Source organism: Mycobacterium sp. NGS26 (assembly GCF_059813025.1).
Genome location: NZ_JCALDU010000007.1, coordinates 193,626 through 210,444 on the forward strand (window position 1 = coordinate 193,626; position 16,819 = coordinate 210,444).

A 16,819-nucleotide genomic window follows, 5' to 3' on the forward strand; every position below is an offset into this window, starting at 1 on the left:
ACACGCCTCAAATGTAACCACGGTCGCCCGGTGACCGCCCGCCCGCGGGGGACAGCCCCGCCAGCCCGGCGGGATCCGGCAGTTCGTCGGGAACGACGGTGTCGCCGGTGCGCACGTAGTGGAAGGCGGTGCGCACCGAGGACTCCGGGCAGTCCGTCAGGGCGGCCCACGCCGAACGGTAGACGGCGAGCTGGACGGCGGCCTGCCGCATGGCTTCCGGCCCGCGCGGCGGCCGGCCGGTCTTCCAGTCCACCACCGTGACACCGCCGTCCGGGTCGGCGAACACCGCGTCGATGCGGCCGCGTATCACGGTGTCGCCGATGGGCATTTCGAACGGCACCTCGACCGCGATCGGTGTGCGGGCCGCCCACGGCGAGCGGGTGAATGCCTCCTGCAACGCGGCCAGCTCCCGGGTGTCGCCGACGTCGGAGTCGGCGGCCCCGGGCAGGTCGGCGAGGTCGAACAGCCACTCGGCGCCGTAGAACTGCTGCACCCAGGCGTGAAAGGCGTTGCCCAGCAACGCGTGTGGGTCGGGGCGGGCGGGCAGCCGATGCGCCAGCCGCTGCGCGGCGCCATCCGGGTCACGCGCCAGGTCCACCAGGCCGCTGACCGACAGCTGGCCGGGCAGGGCGCGGGCCGGTGGGCCGGCGGCGCGGGCGCGCTCGGCCAGCAACGCATCGACGTCGGCGGCCCAGCCCTCGGCGTCGGCGCCGGCCGCGACCGTGCCGGCCGACATGGCCTCGGCAACCAGCGCGGCGCCGCGTTCGACGTCGCCACGGCGCGGGCCCAGCGGGTCGGCCGGCCAGATCGCCTCGATGACGTTGTCGCGCAGCGGGTTTCGCTCGCCGTCGGGCGGCGCCGGCGCCCACTGCTCCACCACCCCGCACGGCTCGCCGGCCGCGGCGGAACGTTCGATGATGTCCTTGATCTCGCAGAGGAACTCCGACGGGCCGCGCGGCTTGATCCCGGTGGGGCCCCAGTGGTGGCCGGACACCAGCAGGGTGTCGGCGGCGCGGGTGACGCCCACGTACAGCAGCCGGCGCTCCTCGTCGACGCGCCGCTGCTCGAGCCGTCGGCGGTGCTCGAAGATCTTGTCCGACAGCTGCTTTCGGTTGGTGACGTCCGACGTGTCCAGCACCGGGATGCCCGGCGCGCCCGCGGCGGCGCGGTCGCCGCGCAGCAGCGGCGGCAGCTCGGCGGCGTCGGTGAGCCAGCTGCTGCGCGACGCGGTCGACGGAAATGTCCCGCCCGACAGGTGGGCGACCGCCACCAGCTGCCACTCCAGGCCCTTCGCGGAATGCACCGTGAGCACCTGGACCCGGTCCCGGGCGACGGCCGGCGCGGCGGGCGGCAGGCCGTTCTCGACCTCCTCGGCCGCGTCCAGGTAGGCCAGCAGCCCGGCGACCGAGGCGGCCGCCGTCGCGTCGGTCGCGCTCGGCGTGGCGCCGGCGCGTTCGGCGTAGCGCGCGACCACGTCGGCGAACGCGTCGAGGTGTTCGGCGCCGGACCAGCCGGCCGAAACCCCCGCGGCGGCGCGGGCTTCGCAGTCGACGCCCAGCACGCGCCGGACCTCGGCCACCAGGTCGGGCAGCGGGTGGCCGAGGTGGGCGCGCAGGGCGCCCACCTCGGCGGCCAGCGCGGTGATGCGCTGATGTCCCGCAACCGAATACGCGCCGGCCGGCCCGGGGTCGGCGATCGCGTCGGCCAGGCACGCGGTGTCGGTGTCGGGGCCGGCGTCCCTGGCGATCGACTCGGCCGAGGGCGCCTCGCCGGGGCGCGGTCCGCCCGCGAGGGCCAGCGCGCGCCGCCACAGCGCGGCGACGTCCCGCCCGCCGAGACGCCAGCGCGGCCCGGTGAGCACCCGCATCGCCGCCGCCCCGGCGGTCGGGTCGGCGACCAGCCGCAGCATCGCCACGACGTCGGCGACCTCGGGAACCGAGAGCAGCCCGGCCAGCCCGACGACCTCGACCGGGATTCCGCGGGCGCGCAGGGCGTCGGCCATGGGCGCAGCGTCGGCGTTGCGGCGCACCAGCACCGCGGCGGTGGGCGGGGCGGCGTCCTCGGCGCGGGCGCGCCGGTACTGCGCGTGGACATGGTCGGCGATCCACTCGCGCTCGGCGCGCGCGTCGGGCAGCAACGCGCACCGGACCGTGCCGGGCGGGGCGTCCGGGCGCGGGCGCAACGCGTGCACCGCAACCGATCGCCGCCGCGCCTCCGCGGACACGGCGTTGGCCAGCCGCAGGGCGCGCGGCGGGTTGCGCCAGCTGGTGCGCAGCTCCAGGACCGGCGCCGGGGTGCCGTCGGCGCGGGGGAAGTCGGTGGCGAATCGCGGCAGGTTGGTCGCCGAGGCGCCGCGCCAGCCGTAGATCGACTGGATCGGATCGCCGACCGCCGTCAGCGCCAACCCGTCGTCGACGCCGCCCCCGAACAGCGACGACAACGCGACCCGCTGGGCGTGCCCGGTGTCCTGGTACTCGTCGAGCAGCACGACCCGGTACCGGCTGCGCAGGTCCCGGCCGACCTGCGGGAAACCCGCCGCCAGCCGGGCCGCCGAGGCCATCTGCAGGCCGAAGTCCATGAGCTTCCCCGCGCGCATCCGCTCGTGCAGTTCGTCGAGCAACGGGACCAGCTCGGCGCGCTCGGTCTGGGTGGCCAGCAGCCGCAGCAGCCACTGGCTGGGGCCGCGGTCGCGCTGGTAGGGGCCCGCCGGCAGGGCGTGGACCAGCCGCTCCAGCTCCACGTGGGTGTCGCGCAGCTGGCCGGTGTCCACCAGGTGCTCGGCCAGCTGACCCCACAGCCGCAGCACCATCGATGTGACCGCCGCCGGGGTCTTGTCGGTGCGCAGCTCGCCGCGGTACCCGTTGACCACGTCGAAGGCCAGCTGCCACAGCTCGGTCTCGCCGAGCAGCCGGGTGTCGGGTTCGACGGGCAACAGCAGGCCGTGCTCGCGCAGCAGGGAGCCGGCGAAGGCGTGGTAGGTGCCGACCGCCGGGCTCCCCGCCGGTTCGGCGGCCGACGCTCCGGCGCCCAGGCCGATGCCGGCCAACCGGGCCAGCCGGGACCGGACCCGCCGCAGCAGCTGGCCGGCGGCCTTGCGGGTGAAGGTCAGCCCCAGCACCTGGCCGGGCTCGGCGTAGCCGTTGGCGACGAGCCACACCACGCGCGCGGCCATCGTCTCGGTTTTCCCGGCGCCCGCCCCCGCGATGACGACCAGCGGGCCAGGTGGCGCGGCGATCACGGCGGCCTGCTCGGCGGTGGGCGGGAAAAGCCCCAGCGCGCAAGCCAATTCGTCGGGGCCATAGCGCGCGTTCACGACGCCGACCCGTCGTGGGCCGGGCAGCACGGCCGTATCGGGCAGTGCGCGCAGCCGTCATTGCGGCGGGCGATGAATCGCGGTCCGGCGGTCGCGTCGGCCGCCGCCGCGACCAGCGCGCGCCATTGGTCGCGGGCCGCCGGGGTCAGCGGGTCCTGCTCGCGCTCGGTGGCGCCCGCGGCCCCCGCCTTGCCGATGTAGACCAGCCGCGCCCCGCCGGGTTCGGCCGGGCCGGCTTCGATGATGCCGTCGGCCACCGCCAGCTGGTACGCCGCCAGCTGGGCGTGTTGCTGGGCGTCGTCCTTGCTGACCGGTGTCTTGCCGGTCTTGACGTCGACGATCACCAGCCGTCCGGCGCCGTCGCGTTCCAGCCGGTCGACCCGGCCGCGCAGCCGGACCTCGCCACCCAGGGCCTCGCCGCACGGCGCCCGAAGGACCCCGTCGACGTCGACCTCGACCCCGACCTCGCTAAGTTCCCCGCGGGTCCGCGCCCGCCATTCGACGAACGCCCGGATCATGCCGCGGTGCCGGGCCAGCTCGTTGGCCGAATGCCAGCGGGCGCCGAAGGGCAGATGCTGCCAGGCCCGGTCCAGCTCGGCCAGCAGTTGCGATTCGCTCTTGCCCGGCTCGGCGATCAGCGCGTGCAGCACCGAGCCGAGGGTGGACCGCAGGTCGCGGGCGTCGGTTCCACCGTGGCGTTCGGCCAGCCAGCGCAGCGGGCACTCGGTGAGGGTCTGCAGCGTCGACGGCGTCAACGTGACCGGTTCGCCGGGGCCGCGGAGCGGCTCGCCGGTGCTGACGCCGAGCAGGCCGCGCCAGTCTTTCGGGTCGGCGCCCGGCACGCCGGCCCTGGCGAGCCGGGCCAATTGCGTTGCCGCACAACGACGGTCGGCCTCATCGACGGCGCCGTCGGGGGCGCACACGACGCCGCGCAACCGGCCCACCAGGGCGGCCGCCGACAGCACCCTTGGTGCCGAAACCGGCTGCGCGGCAGCGGGATCGGTGTCGCCGGCCAACTGGGCGATCTCGTAGAAGAAGGACGACGGCAGCGCGGCGTCGTCGCCCGCCCCGCCGGTGTCGCTGTCGACGGCGGTCACCAGCAGCCGGCGCCGGGCCCGGCCCATCGCGGCCACCAGCAGCCGGCGCTCCTCGGCCAGCAGCGGCGCGGTCATCGATGCGTCCCCGGCGATGCCGTCCAGCGCGTCGAGCAGCCGCTGGGTGCCCAGCACCCCGCCGCGCGGAATCGTGTTGGGCCACAACCCGTCCTGCAGGCCGGCGATGACCACCTGGTCCCATTCGTGCCCCAGCGCAGCGTGCGCGCTGAGCACGCTGACCCGGTCGGCCGGCGACACCTCGGGGTTGGTGCCGGGCAACTGCAGAGCCGCGACGTGCTCGAGGAGCCCGGGCAGCGACGCGCCCGAGGTGCGCGACACGTAGTGATCGGTGACGTCGAACAACGCCGTCACCGCCTCGAGGTTCCTGGTGGCCTGGGCGCCGGCGGGGGCGCCGCGCTCGGCGGCGGCCACCCAGCGGCGCTGCAGGCCGGACCGGTGCCACGCCGCCCACAGGGTGAAACGCGGGTCTTGCCCGTCGCGGTGGCAGCGGGCGGCCGCGTCCAGCACGGCGCGCACCCGTCGCAGCGGGCGGTACTGCGGGCCGGACAGCTGCGGGCCGGCGCGCAGGACGTCGGCCACCAGGTCGCCGAAATCCCTTGCCGCGCCGCCGGATGCGGCGCGCTGCAGCGTCCGGCGCAGCTGCCGCAGCGAGACCGGGTCGACGCGACCGATGGGCCCGGTCAGCAGCGCCAGCGCCCGGTGGCCGTCGAGCCCGTCGGCGGTCGCTTCCAAGACCGTCAGCAACGCCCGCGCCGCCGGCTCCCCGGACAGCGGCCCGCCGACCGCGGGCACCGCCACCGGCACCCCGGCGGCGGCCAGGGCGCGCTGCAACCGGGCGCCCACCCGCGGCACCGAGCGGACGATGACGGCCATCTGCGACCACGGCACCCCGTCGACGAGGTGCGCGCGCCGCAGCGCGTCGGCGATGATCGCGGCTTCGGCGTGCGCCGAGGCGGCCAGGCGCACCGCGACCGCCCCGTCCTCGGCGCCGGTGCCGTCGATCCGCCTGCCGGCGCTGCCGCCGGGCAGCCTTCGCGCGATGCCGGTGACGGCGCGCGCCACCGCGGGGGCACACCGATGCGACACCGTCAGCGTCACCGACGGCGTGTCACCGCCGAGCAGCCCGGCCGGGTCGCCGCCGCGGAAGCCGTACACGGCCTGGTTGGGGTCGCCGGCGACCAGCGTCAGCTCGGTTCCCGCCGCCAGCACCCGGACCAGGCGGGCCGCCTGCGGGTCGAGCTGCTGGGCGTCGTCGACCAACAGCACCCGCAGCCGGGCGCGTTCGGCGGCCAGCAGCTCGGGGTCGACCGCGAAGGCCTCCAGCGCCGCCCCCACCAGCTCGGCCGCCCCCAGCGCCGGCGTCGTCGCCTCCGGCGCCGCGGTCCCGACCGCCGCCCGCAGCAGCATCACTTGCTCGTACTGCCGGGCGAACCGGCCGGCGGCGGTCCACTCCGGTCGCCGGCACCGGCGGCCCAGCCGCTGCAGTTCCTGCGCGTCCACGCCGCGTTCGGCGCAGCGCGCCAACAGGTTTCGCAATTCGGTGGCAAAGCCGGCGGTGCGCAGCGCCGGCCGCAGGTGCTCCGGCCAGGCGGCCGGCCCGTCCTCGAGGTCGCCGGCGAGCAGTTCGCGAACGATGGCGTCCTGTTCGGCGCTGGTGACCAGGCGCGGCGGCGCATCACCGGCGCGCACCGCGGCCCGCCGCAGCACCGCGTAGGCGTAGCCGTGAACGGTGCGGACCAGCGGCTCACGCACCGCGGCCCGCCGGGCGCCGGCGGCGCGCGGCCGCAGCAACGCCGTCGTCAACGCGCTGCGCTGCCGCACCCCCAGCCGGCCGGAACCGGTAAGCAGCAGAACCGATTCCGGATCGACACCGGCGCCGATCCGGGCGACCGCGGCGTCGACCAGCAGGCTGCTCTTGCCGGTGCCGGGCCCGCCCAGGACCCTGATCAGGCCGCGCGCCCCCGGCGCCAGCACGGCACCCGCTTCGGCGTCCCAGGTGAATGACATAGCGGCATGACACCACGAGGGTCCGACAAGTCGGCCTGGCATCATCGACGCGTGACCGATCGACGCGTGACCGCCGACCTTCACGTGCACCGCTACGGCCCCGGTGGCCCGGTGCGGATGCTCGCCCTGCACGGGCTGACCGGTCACGGGCAGCGGTGGCAGAAGTTGGCCGACTCGCTACCCGAAATCGCCGTCGCTGCACCGGATCTGCTCGGCCACGGCCGGTCGTCGTGGGCCGCGCCGTGGAACATCGACGCCAACGTCTCGGCGCTGGCCGCGCTGCTCGACGACGAGGCCGACACCCCGGTGCTGGTGGTCGGGCACTCGTTCGGCGGAGCGCTGGCGATGCAGCTGGCCGCGGCCCGGCCCGACCGGGTGGCGGGGCTGCTGCTGCTGGATCCGGCGGCCGGCCTGGACGGCGGGTGGATGCGGGAGATCGCCGACGCGATGCTCTCCTCGCCCGACTATCCGGACCCCGACGAGGCCCGTGCCGAAAAGGTGACGGGCTCCTGGTCGGACGTGGATCCCGCCCTGCTCGACGCCGAACTCGACGAGCATCTCGTCGAGCTGCCGAGCGGACGGTACGGGTGGCGCGTCAGCCTGCCGGCGATGATGTCCTACTGGAGCGAGTTGGCCCGCGACGTCGTGTTACCGCCGGCGGGCACGCCGACGACGCTGGTGCGCGCGAAGTGGACCACGCCGCCCTACGTCACCGACGAACTCGTCGCGGGGCTGCGCGGCCGCCTGGGGCCCGATTTCGAGTTGCTCGAATTCGACTGCAACCACATGGTGCCCTACGCCAAGCACGCCGAAGTCGCCGCGCTGGCCCGCAAGCAGCTTCAAGGCCGCTGACCGTGGCGCCGGTGACCGACGAGCAGGTCGAGCGGGTGCGCTCGCTGGTCGCGTCCATCCCGTCGGGCAGGGTCGCCACCTACGGCGACATCGCCGCCGTCGCAGGCCTTTCCAGCCCGCGCATTGTCGGCTGGATCATGCGGACCGACTCCTCCGACCTGCCGTGGCACCGGGTGATCACCGCGTCCGGGCGCCCGGCGCGGCATCTGACCACCCGGCAGCTCGAGCTGCTGCGCGCCGAGGGGGTTCTGGCCGTCGACGGCAGGATCGCCCTCGACGTCGTCCGCTACGAGTTCCCGCGCGGGACCTAGCCCGGGGCCGCCGGAGTGCGCCGACTGTGAACACACGGCTTTCGCTGTGAAGCCACGGCTTTGAGTGTGCTCCAGCGGCGGGGATTCCGCGGAAACCCGGCCCTGGGTCCACCGCGAAAGCCGTGTGTTCACAGTCAAACCCGACCGCGGCCTGGTCAACAAAGCTGGCCTAGAGCACCAGCCGGACCAGCGCCGCGGTGCGGGCCAGGCCCGGGAACGCCTCGGCCGTCGACCGCGGATGCAGGGCGTGGACGGCGAGGCGAAACATTAACGCGCGCAACAACATCTGCGGCCACTCCGGCAGCGCGCTCCAACGTTCGATGAGCCCGTCGTCGGCCTCGCCCCAGGACAGCGCGTCGACGACGACTACGCCCGCGGCCCACGATGCGGGCCGCCAGTAGGGCGTGATGTCGGTGATGCCCGGCGCGGCGGTGCCGATGAAAAGCACTGTGCCGTAAAGGTCTCCGTGCACCAGCTGGTTGGGGCTCTTGGTGGGCCTGCGCAGGGTGGCGAGCTGGTTGATCAGCTCGACCGAGCGCGCGGCGTCGGCGGTCGGCGGCGCGGTGCGGGCCCCCGGCGGCACCGAGGCCAACGGCCGCTCCTCCCACGCGGCGCGGTCCGCGGCGATGAACACGTCGACGTCGCCCCACGGCGCGGTGGGCCCCTGGGTCAGGAATCGGGGGCGTTCCAGCTTGCCGGTGGCCTCGTGCAGCCGCACCGCCGCCGAGACGACCTCGTCGTGCCGCGGTTCGGGCGTGCCGGCGACGAACGTGTCGGCCCGCCACCCCGAGACCACGTAGCGCCCGTCGGTCGAGCGGACCGGGCGGGCCAGGCGCACCCCGTCGACGAACAGCGTCTCGCGCACCCGGGCCGACCACGCCGCGCGGGCGTGGTCGGCGACCACCGACAACACGACCTCGCCGCAGCGCCAGCCGCCCTCCCAGCCGGCGCCCAGGGCGATGGGCTTGACCCCGCTCAAACCGAACGCCGTCAGCACATGTTCGGGCGGCGGCTCGAGGGTCACGCGAGCAAGCCTAATAGAGCCCACCTGCGGGATTGCGTCAGTACATCACCATGTCGGGCTGCATCTGCTGGGCCCAGGCCACGATCCCGCCCTGCAGGTGCACGGCGTCGGAGAACCCGGCCTTCTTCACCGCGGCCAGCGCCTCGGCCGAGCGCACGCCGGTCTTGCAATACAGCACGGGCATGCGGTCCTGGGGCAGCTTCGCCAGGCCCTCACCGGAGTTGATCAGCGACTGCGGGATCAGCTGGGCGCCATCGATGTGCACGATGTCCCACTCCACCGGCTCCCGGACGTCGATCAGCGCCAGCTTCTTGCCGGAGTCGAGCAACTCGCGCAACTCCCGCGGGGTGATGGTGGAGCCGGCGGCGGCGGCGACGCCATCCTCGGACACCACGCCGCAGAAATCCTCGTAGTCGATCAGCTGGGTGATCTTCGGGGTCGACGGGTCCTTGCGGATCTTGATCGTGCGGTAGGTCATCTCCAGCGCGTCGTAGATCATCAGCCGGCCCAGCAGCGGCTCGCCGATCCCGGTGATCAGCTTGACCGCCTCGGTGCCCATCACGGACGCGATCGAGGCGCAGATGATGCCCAGCACGCCGCCCTCGGCGCACGACGGCACCATGCCGGGCGGCGGGGGCTCGGGGTACAGGTCGCGGTAGTTGAGGCCGCGGCCGTCGGGGGCGTCCTCCCAGAACACCGAGACCTGGCCCTCGAAGCGGTAGATCGACCCCCACACGTACGGCTTGCCGGCCAGCACGGCGGCGTCGTTGACCAGGTAGCGGGTGGCGAAGTTGTCGGTGCCGTCCAGGATCAGGTCGTACTGGCTGAACAGCTCGACGGCGTTGCCCGGCTCCAGCCGGAACTCGTGCAGGCGCACGTCGGTCAGCGGGTTGATCGCGGCGATCGAGTCGCGCGCCGACTGGGCCTTGGACCGCCCGACGTCGGCGACGCCGTGGATGATCTGGCGCTGCAGATTGGACTCGTCGACAACGTCGAAGTCGACGATGCCGATGGTGCCGACCCCGGCCGCCGCCAGATACAGCAACGCGGGCGCGCCGAGCCCGCCCGCGCCGATCACCAGCACGCGCGCGTTCTTGAGCCGTTTCTGCCCGTCGACGCCCAGGTCGGGAATGATCAGATGACGGCTGTAGCGGGCCACCTCGTCGCGGCTCAGCTGGCCGGCGGGCTCGACGAGCGGGGGCAACGATGTCTCGGACGTCTGGGAAGACGACTGGGATGTCGACACCGAACATCTCCTCGGTTGGCTTCGCGATCAACTTCCATCACAGCAGTTGACCTGATCAACGGCAAACAACCGGGGATGCTTCCCGACGCGCTGTCTCAGGCACGGGGTCAGGCGATCGGATACGGCCAGGGGTTGAACCGGCAGACCTTGCCGTCGGCCTTGACGAAATCGGGGTCGAACTTCGCGGCGTCGTCGTTGGACGTGGAGAACGTCTGCTGCATCATCACCGGCGCCAGGCCGCCCTGCTTGTCGCACGGCTCGTGCTTCACGTACCCGATGGCGTGGCCGACCTCGTGGTTGACCACGTACTGCCGGTAGGAGCCGACATCGCCCTCGAACGGGACGGCCCCGCGCACCCAGCGCGCCTCGTTGATGAAGACCCGCGCCTGCCGGTCGGGCCCGTACACCGGGTTGTAGCACGACGTCTCCAGCCGGAATTCGTAGCCGCAGCCCTCGCGCACCGTCACCGGGGACACCAGCGAGATCCGGAAGTCGGGCTTGGCCCCGCCAGTTCCGTCGATCCGGACGAACGCGAACTGCGGGTTGTGCGTCCAGCCCTTGGGATTGGCCAGCGTCAGGTCGACCATCTGGGCGAACGCCGCGTCGCCGCCGAACGTCGTGGGGTCGATGCCGTTCTCGACCTCGACGGTGTATTTGAACACCTTCGCGGTGCCCCGGCCCACCTGCGGCATCGCTCCCGGCACGACGTGCCAGGTCTTGTCGCCCGCCTCGCTGAAGGGACCGCCGTCCGGCAGCGTCCCCGCCGGCAGGTCGGCGTCGAACGTGGCCAGCCCGCGGGGCGGGGCGTCGATGATCGTGGTGCCCACCGCGCCGATGTCCTGCGGGCTCTGAATGGGTTGCGTCGCCGTCGGCTTCGGCGCGGCCGCGCCGGTGACGGTCTGGTAGATGACCACCGCGGTGAGCGCCACCAGAACGGGCAGCGCGTAGGCCCGCCAGCCGTACGTGGACACGAACCGGCCCAGCCATGTCTGCTTGCGCCATCGGCGCGGCCGGTCGCGATCCGCCCGGGCCCGCACGGCGCCCCGGCCGACCGGATCCCGCAGCGCGCGCAGTGGTTCTCGCCACTCGTCGCGCAGCACGGGAACCTGACCGGTGCCGTGGCCGGGCGGCTGGGACGTCATTGCCCCAGGATCGCACAGCTGACACCGGGGACGTCCCTGGCGCGCCCGAATGCGCCGCCCGGCACCGCTTCTGCGAACACCGACTGCGCCGATGACGGCCGCGGGGACGGCGCGGGTAGTAATGTCTCTCGCGACGGGCCGCCAGTTGCCAACAATCAGATGAGGACTCGATGAGCGAACTCGCCAAAGCGGCGCCACGACGCGCCGTCAAACCGGCCGACCCCCGGCCGGCCGATGGCATGGCGGCGTCGAACCGTCGGGGCAACCGGCTGCCCCGCGACGAGCGGCGCGGCCAATTGCTCGTCGTGGCCAGCGACGTCTTCGTCGACCACGGCTACCACGCGGCCGGCATGGACGAGATCGCCGAACGCGCGGGAGTCAGCAAACCCGTTCTGTACCAACACTTTTCGAGCAAGCTGGAGCTGTATCTGGCGGTGCTTCATCGGCACGTCGACAACCTGGTGTCGGGCGTGCAGCAGGCGCTGAGCACCACCACCGACAACCGGCGGCGCCTGCATTCGGCGGTCCAGGCGTTCTTCGACTTCATCGAGCACGACAGCCAGGGCTATCGGCTGATTTTCGAGAACGACTACGTCACCGAGCCCGAGGTCGCCGCGCAGGTGCGGGCGGCCACCGAATCGTGCATCGACGCCGTGTTCGCCTTGATCAGCGAGGACTCGGGCCTCGATCCGCACCGCGCCCGGATGATCGCGGTGGGGCTGGTCGGGATCAGCGTCGATTGCGCGCGGTACTGGCTGGACTCCGACCGCCCGATTTCCAAGTCGGACGCCGTCGAGGGCACCGTCCAATTCGCTTGGGGCGGGCTGTCACACGTGCCGCTTACTCGCTCTTAGCGGCCTTCCGGGCGGCCGCCTCCGCCCCGATCCCGAAACCGACCCGGCGGGCGTCGGCCGCGCCGATCTCGACGTAGGCGATCTTGTCGGTCTGCACCAGGAAGCGGCGGCCCTTGTCGTCGCTCAGGCTGAGCAGGCCCGCGCCCTCGCGCAGCGCGGCACTGACGAGATCCTCGACTTCACCGGGCGTCTGCGCGCTGGAGAAGATCAGCTCGCGCGGACTGTCCGTGATACCGATTTTGACCTCCACAGTGGCCCCTTCCCTTGGCAGTGCGGTTGGCAGTGCAGTCGCAGACGTGTCAGCAGCAGGCTAGTGGACGCGCCGGGCCCGCGGGACGCCGCCGGCCGCGGCCGGGGTTCGCGGTAAGCGAAAAGGCGGTCGCGGGGAGATAACGATTGGCTACCAGCTGGTGCCACAACCGGGTTCGACGCCGGATCCGTGTTTTCACATGGCTAACTTCGGCACCATGGGTACCACACTGCCCCCTCTCGACAAGGTGCGCGTCTATTCCGGCGACTACATCGACTACATCGACGCGGACACCGACGACGACACCGAGGAGATCTACCCAGCCGGGCCCCACGCCGACGGCGACTACAGCTGGACCGGCTGGCCGGCCGAGTTTCGCCTGCGCCCGCTCACGGCGATCCTCGGCGCCGTGGTGGCCCTCGGCGCGATCACCACGGCCGTCGTCATCAACAGCGGCGACAGCGCGTCGACCAAGGCCACCGTGGGTGCACCGGTTCCGCACACCGTGACGTCCGCGCCGCGGACCACCAACCCGCCCAGCACGTCACCGAGCGCGTCTGCGACCGCACTCCCCCCGGAGACGGTCACCACCGTGACGACGCCCAGCGCGGCGCCGACGCGAACGCCCGGCGCGATGCAACCGCCCACCGCCGCGCCGATGCAGCCACCCACCGCCGCCGCACCGCCGCCGGTCGCGGTGAACCCGCGCACCGTCGTCTACACCGTGACCGGAACGAAGCAGCTGTTCGACCTGGTGAACGTCGTCTACACCGACGCCCAGGGCTACCCGCAGACCGAGTTCAACGTGTCGTTGCCGTGGTCGAAGGTGATCGTGCTCAATCCCGGCGTGCAGACCGAGTCGGTGATCGCGACCAGCATCTACGGCCGGCTCAATTGCGGGATCGTCAACGCGGCGGGTGAAACGGTGAAGGCGTCGACCAACAACACCAGCGTCGCGACCTGCACCCGCTGAGCTCAGCTCAGGCCGAGTTCGCGCATCCGCCGGTCGTGGGTCTGCTGCAGCCGGTCGAAGAACGCGCCGAGCTGGCCCAGGCCACCCGTCCCGGACAGCACGAGGTCGACCAGCTCGTCGTGGTCGGCCAGCAGGTATTGGGCCTGGGTGATCGCCTCGCCGAACAGGCGGCGCGCCCACAGCGCCAGCCGGCTGCGCTGTTTGCCGCTCGCGGTCACCGCCGCGCGCACCTCGGCGACGACGAACTGGGAGTGCCCGGTCTCCGCCAGGGCCGCCCGCACCACGTCGGCGACCTCGTCGGGCAGCCCGTCGGCGATCTCCAGGTACAGGTCGGCGGCCAGGGCGTCGCCGACATACGTCTTCACCAGGGCCTCCAGCCAGGTGCTCGGCATGGTCAGCCGGTGGTAGTTCTCCAAGATCGACACGTACCTCGTCATCGCCGAGACGACGTCGACGCCGCGGCGTTCCAGGGCGTCGCGCAGCAGTTCGTAGTGCTGCATCTCGGCGGCGGCCATGCTGGCCATGGAGATCCGTCCCCGCAGGTCGGGGGCCATCTTCGCCTCGTCGGTAAGCCGGTAGAACGCGGCGATCTCGCCGTAGGCGAGCACTGCGAAAAGTTCGTTGACGCCGGGATGGTCGGCGGTCAGTCGTGGGGAGGGTGAATCGTCCACCCGGTCGGCGGAGGAGGCCGAAGTCATGGGCAACACTCTAGTCGGCTGACATGGGGGAAGCCGGGCGCCGGCTGTTGACCAGCTATCATGGACCGAGGTGGTGGCCGTATCGCCGCCACCGGCGAAATGTGCGTGCACAGCGGGCCCGCCCAAATCGGGCAGGGGCCTGCGACTCGGCGACTTGGAGTCGGAATTCGTGCGCGCGTGACCGCGACAGAAAAACCGACACCAACCAAGACGTCACCGAAAGGCACATCACCCACATATGACCGCGCTGACAAGCAAAACTGAACCGACCCCCCAAGCCTCCTTCGCCGAACTCGACGTGCGCGACGAGATCGTGCGGGCCCTCGCCGAAGAGGGCATCGAGCGTCCGTTCGCCATCCAGGAGTTGACCCTGCCGCTGGCCCTCGCCGGCGACGACGTGATCGGCCAGGCCCGCACCGGCATGGGCAAGACCTTCGCCTTCGGCGTGCCGCTGCTGCAGCGCATCACGACCGACACCGGCGCGAGGCCGCTCACCGGCACTCCGCGGGCCCTGGTCGTGGTGCCGACCCGCGAGCTGTGCCTGCAGGTCACCGGGGACCTGGCCACCGCCGCCAAATACCTGACCGCCGAGGACGGCCGCCGACTGTCGGTGGTGTCCATCTACGGGGGCCGCGCCTACGAACCGCAGATCGACGCGCTGCGCACCGGCGCCGACGTCGTGGTCGGCACCCCGGGCCGGCTGCTCGACCTGTGCCAGCAGGGTCACCTGCAGCTCGGCGGGCTGTCGGTACTGGTGCTCGACGAGGCCGACGAGATGCTGGACCTGGGCTTTCTGCCCGACATCGAGCGGATCCTGCGCCAGATTCCCGCCGACCGGCAGTCGATGCTGTTCTCGGCGACCATGCCGGACCCGATCATCACGCTGGCCCGCACGTTCATGGTGCAGCCGACCCACATCCGGGCCGAGGCACCGCATTCCGCCGCGACCCACGACACCACCGAGCAGTTCGTCTACCGCGCCCACGCGCTGGACAAGGTTGAGATGGTCAGCCGCATCCTGCAGGCCGAGGGCCGGGGCGCGACGATGATCTTCACCCGCACCAAGCGCACCGCGCAGAAGGTGGCCGACGAGTTGGCCGAGCGCGGATTCAAGGTCGGCGCCGTGCACGGCGATCTCGGGCAGATCGCCCGGGAGAAGGCCCTCAAGGCGTTCCGCAACGGTGACGTCGACGTGCTGGTCGCCACCGACGTCGCCGCGCGCGGCATCGACATCGACGACATCACCCACGTCATCAACTATCAGACCCCCGAGGACGAACAGGCCTACGTGCACCGGATCGGACGCACCGGTCGCGCCGGCAAGACCGGCATCGCGGTCACCCTCGTCGACTGGGACGAGCTGCCCCGCTGGGCGATGATCGACAAGGCGCTGGGCCTGGGCAACCCGGAGCCGGCCGAGACCTACTCCAACTCCCCGCACCTGTACGCCGAGCTCGGCATCCCGGCCGGGGCGGCCGGCACCGTCGGTTCGGCCCGCAAGTCTCCGGTCAAGCGGCGCGAAGGCCAGGGCGCGAGCCGCGGCTCGAGCCGGAACTCGAGCCAGGGTAACGGCCAGAAGCCCGCGCGCAGCCGCTCCGGCGAGCGGCGGCGGCGCACCCGCGGCGGGCAGCCCGTCTCCGGGCACCCCGCCGGGGCTCCCCCGGGTGGCAACGGCGAGGCCGCCGCGGAAACGCCGTCCGGTGCGAATAGCGGCGCGACCAACCGGCGCCGCCGGCGCCGCCGCAAGCCCGCGGACACCGCCGCGGCCTCCGCGCTGGCCAACTGAGCCGCGCCGCGGCATGGTCAGACCCGAACGCCGGACCAGGGGCGACATTGCCGCTGCCGCGGCGATCGCGGTCGTCGTCGCCGCCGCCACCGCGCTGATCTGGTGGACCAGCGACGCCCGCGCCACCGTCAGCCACCCCGCCGCGGTCGGCGCGCCCAACCCGACGCCGGCCCGGGAGGTGCCGGCGTCCCTGAAACAGCTGTGGACGGCCCCGAGCGCGGCCACCACCGCGCCCATGGTGGTCGGCGGGACGGTGGCCACCGGCGACAAGCGCCGGGTCGACGGGCGCGACCCGGGCACCGGCCAGTCGCACTGGAGCTACGCCCGCGACACCGACCTGTGCGGGCTGTCCTGGCTCTACCGCTACGCCGTCGCGGTCTTCCGCGACGACCGCGGCTGCGGCCAGGTCAGCACCCTGGACGGGTCCACCGGCCGCCGCGGGCCCGCCCGCAGCGGCTACGCCGATCCGCGCGTGCGCCTGTCCTCCGACGGGATGACCGTGTTGTCGGTGGGCGATACCCGGCTGGAGCTGTGGCGCTCGGACATGGTCCGGATGCTGGCCTACGGCGAGACCGACGCCCGGGTGAAGCCGTCGGCGCGGGGCCTGCACTCCGGATGCCGGCTGATCTCGGCGGCGGCCAGCTCGTCGGCGGTCTCGGTGTTGGAGAGCTGCGCCAACCAGGCGGATCTGCGGCTGGTGCTGCTGCGTCCGGCCAAGGAGGAGGACGAACCCCAGCAACACGTCGTGTCCGAGCCCGGGATCGCGGCGGATTCGGGCGCCCGCGTGATCGCAGTCCGGGAGACCACGACGGCGGTGTATCTGCCGGCGAGCTCCGGCTCGCAGCCCCGGGTCGACGTGCTCGACGAGACGGGCACCACCGTGTCGAGCACCCTGCTGCCCAGGCCGCCGTCGAGCTCGGCGGTCGCCTCGCAGGCGGGCAGCCTGGTGACGTGGTGGACCGGCGACTCCGTGATGGCCTTCGACGCGACCACCCTGACCCCGCGCTACACCATCGCCGCCGGCCAGGCGACGCCGCTGGGACCCGGCGCGATGATGGCCGGCAAGCTGCTGGTGCCCGTCACCGGCGGCATCGGGGTGTACGACCCGGTCAACGGGGCGAACGAGCGCTACATACCGGTCGACCGAGGCCCGGCGCCACCCGGAACGCCCGTCGTCCCCGCCGTTTCCGGCTCCCGGGTGTTCGAGCAGCGGGGCGACACCGTGGTGGCCCTGGGCTGACCGCCCGC

At 73.0% G+C, this 16,819-nt stretch carries 13 protein-coding genes; 6 read left to right on the forward strand and 7 right to left on the reverse strand.

Translation table 11 applies throughout. From position 1 onward, the window contains the following. Positions 1-7: 7 nt before the first annotated feature. Together AC5Y6X_RS22065 and AC5Y6X_RS22070 are read right to left on the reverse strand one after the other, a co-directional pair. Entirely contained in the window at positions 8-3,313 is a 3,306-nt protein-coding gene (locus AC5Y6X_RS22065) for an ATP-dependent helicase (RefSeq protein WP_499989175.1), read from the reverse strand. Then, entirely contained in the window at positions 3,310-6,435 is a 3,126-nt protein-coding gene (locus tag AC5Y6X_RS22070; RefSeq protein ID WP_499989177.1) for an ATP-dependent helicase, read from the reverse strand. Before AC5Y6X_RS22070 ends, AC5Y6X_RS22065 begins: the two co-directional genes overlap by 4 nt. Positions 6,436-6,501: 66 nt before the next feature. Between AC5Y6X_RS22070 and AC5Y6X_RS22075 the strand changes: the two genes are divergently transcribed. Together AC5Y6X_RS22075 and AC5Y6X_RS22080 are read left to right on the forward strand one after the other, a co-directional pair. Continuing rightward, positions 6,502-7,287 carry an alpha/beta fold hydrolase gene (locus AC5Y6X_RS22075; RefSeq protein ID WP_499989415.1) on the forward strand — a complete coding sequence of 262 codons (786 nt, stop codon included), beginning with the start codon at positions 6,502-6,504 and terminating at the stop codon, positions 7,285-7,287. Positions 7,288-7,289: 2 nt separating this feature from the next. Beyond that, entirely contained in the window at positions 7,290-7,598 is a 309-nt protein-coding gene (locus AC5Y6X_RS22080; protein ID WP_499989179.1) for an MGMT family protein, read from the forward strand. 169 nt (positions 7,599-7,767) lie between these two features. On the opposite strand, the gene AC5Y6X_RS22085 is transcribed toward AC5Y6X_RS22080, so the two are convergent. The 3 genes from AC5Y6X_RS22085 to AC5Y6X_RS22095 all read right to left on the reverse strand — a co-directional run bounded on the left by AC5Y6X_RS22085 (position 7,768) and on the right by AC5Y6X_RS22095 (position 11,010). After that, positions 7,768-8,622 carry a TIGR02569 family protein gene (locus tag AC5Y6X_RS22085; protein WP_499989181.1) on the reverse strand — a complete coding sequence of 285 codons (855 nt, stop codon included), beginning with the start codon at positions 8,620-8,622 and terminating at the stop codon, positions 7,768-7,770. A gap of 37 nt (positions 8,623-8,659) precedes the next feature. Next, positions 8,660-9,868, reverse strand: coding sequence for an adenylyltransferase/sulfurtransferase MoeZ (gene moeZ, locus AC5Y6X_RS22090; RefSeq protein ID WP_499989182.1), 1,209 nt, complete (start codon positions 9,866-9,868; stop codon positions 8,660-8,662). A 107-nt stretch (positions 9,869-9,975) separates the two neighbouring features. Next, positions 9,976-11,010 (reverse strand): DUF3152 domain-containing protein, encoded by a 1,035-nt coding sequence (locus AC5Y6X_RS22095; RefSeq protein ID WP_499989184.1) that lies wholly within the window; start codon positions 11,008-11,010, stop codon positions 9,976-9,978. A gap of 170 nt (positions 11,011-11,180) precedes the next feature. On the opposite strand from AC5Y6X_RS22095, the gene fasR reads away from it, so the two are divergent. Continuing rightward, the gene (fasR, locus tag AC5Y6X_RS22100) at positions 11,181-11,864 is read left to right on the forward strand and encodes an HTH-type transcriptional activator FasR (RefSeq protein ID WP_324678386.1); all 684 of its coding nucleotides are present in this window, start codon (positions 11,181-11,183) and stop codon (positions 11,862-11,864) included. Here fasR and AC5Y6X_RS22105 read toward each other — a convergent pair. After that, positions 11,851-12,114 carry a DUF3107 domain-containing protein gene (locus tag AC5Y6X_RS22105; protein ID WP_324678388.1) on the reverse strand — a complete coding sequence of 88 codons (264 nt, stop codon included), beginning with the start codon at positions 12,112-12,114 and terminating at the stop codon, positions 11,851-11,853. The two genes, fasR and AC5Y6X_RS22105, sit on opposite strands and share 14 nt — an antisense overlap. A gap of 217 nt (positions 12,115-12,331) precedes the next feature. Between AC5Y6X_RS22105 and AC5Y6X_RS22110 the strand changes: the two genes are divergently transcribed. Continuing rightward, on the forward strand, positions 12,332-13,087 hold the full coding sequence (locus AC5Y6X_RS22110) for an MmpS family transport accessory protein (protein ID WP_499989186.1): 756 nt from the start codon (positions 12,332-12,334) through the stop codon (positions 13,085-13,087). Positions 13,088-13,089: 2 nt separating this feature from the next. Here the strand turns inward: AC5Y6X_RS22110 and AC5Y6X_RS22115 are convergent, their stop codons facing one another. After that, a complete protein-coding gene (locus tag AC5Y6X_RS22115) occupies positions 13,090-13,785 on the reverse strand; it encodes a ferritin-like fold-containing protein (RefSeq protein ID WP_499989188.1) in 696 nt (231 codons plus the stop codon). Positions 13,786-14,023: 238 nt separating this feature from the next. On the opposite strand from AC5Y6X_RS22115, the gene AC5Y6X_RS22120 reads away from it, so the two are divergent. Together AC5Y6X_RS22120 and AC5Y6X_RS22125 are read left to right on the forward strand one after the other, a co-directional pair. Continuing rightward, positions 14,024-15,571, forward strand: coding sequence for a DEAD/DEAH box helicase (locus AC5Y6X_RS22120; protein ID WP_499989191.1), 1,548 nt, complete (start codon positions 14,024-14,026; stop codon positions 15,569-15,571). Between the two features lie 13 nt (positions 15,572-15,584). Further along, on the forward strand, positions 15,585-16,811 hold the full coding sequence (locus tag AC5Y6X_RS22125; protein ID WP_499989192.1) for an Rv3212 family protein: 1,227 nt from the start codon (positions 15,585-15,587) through the stop codon (positions 16,809-16,811). Positions 16,812-16,819 lie beyond the last annotated feature (8 nt).

Coding starts and splice junctions, on each gene's coding strand:
- AC5Y6X_RS22070 (WP_499989177.1), bottom strand. CDS start 6,435: ATGTCATTCACCTGGGACGCCGAAGCGGGTGCCGTGCTGGCGCCGGGG.
- AC5Y6X_RS22095 (WP_499989184.1), bottom strand. CDS start 11,010: ATGACGTCCCAGCCGCCCGGCCACGGCACCGGTCAGGTTCCCGTGCTG.
- fasR (WP_324678386.1), top strand. CDS start 11,181: ATGAGCGAACTCGCCAAAGCGGCGCCACGACGCGCCGTCAAACCGGCC.
- AC5Y6X_RS22110 (WP_499989186.1), top strand. CDS start 12,332: ATGGGTACCACACTGCCCCCTCTCGACAAGGTGCGCGTCTATTCCGGC.
- AC5Y6X_RS22115 (WP_499989188.1), bottom strand. CDS start 13,785: ATGACTTCGGCCTCCTCCGCCGACCGGGTGGACGATTCACCCTCCCCA.
- AC5Y6X_RS22120 (WP_499989191.1), top strand. CDS start 14,024: ATGACCGCGCTGACAAGCAAAACTGAACCGACCCCCCAAGCCTCCTTC.
- AC5Y6X_RS22125 (WP_499989192.1), top strand. CDS start 15,585: ATGGTCAGACCCGAACGCCGGACCAGGGGCGACATTGCCGCTGCCGCG.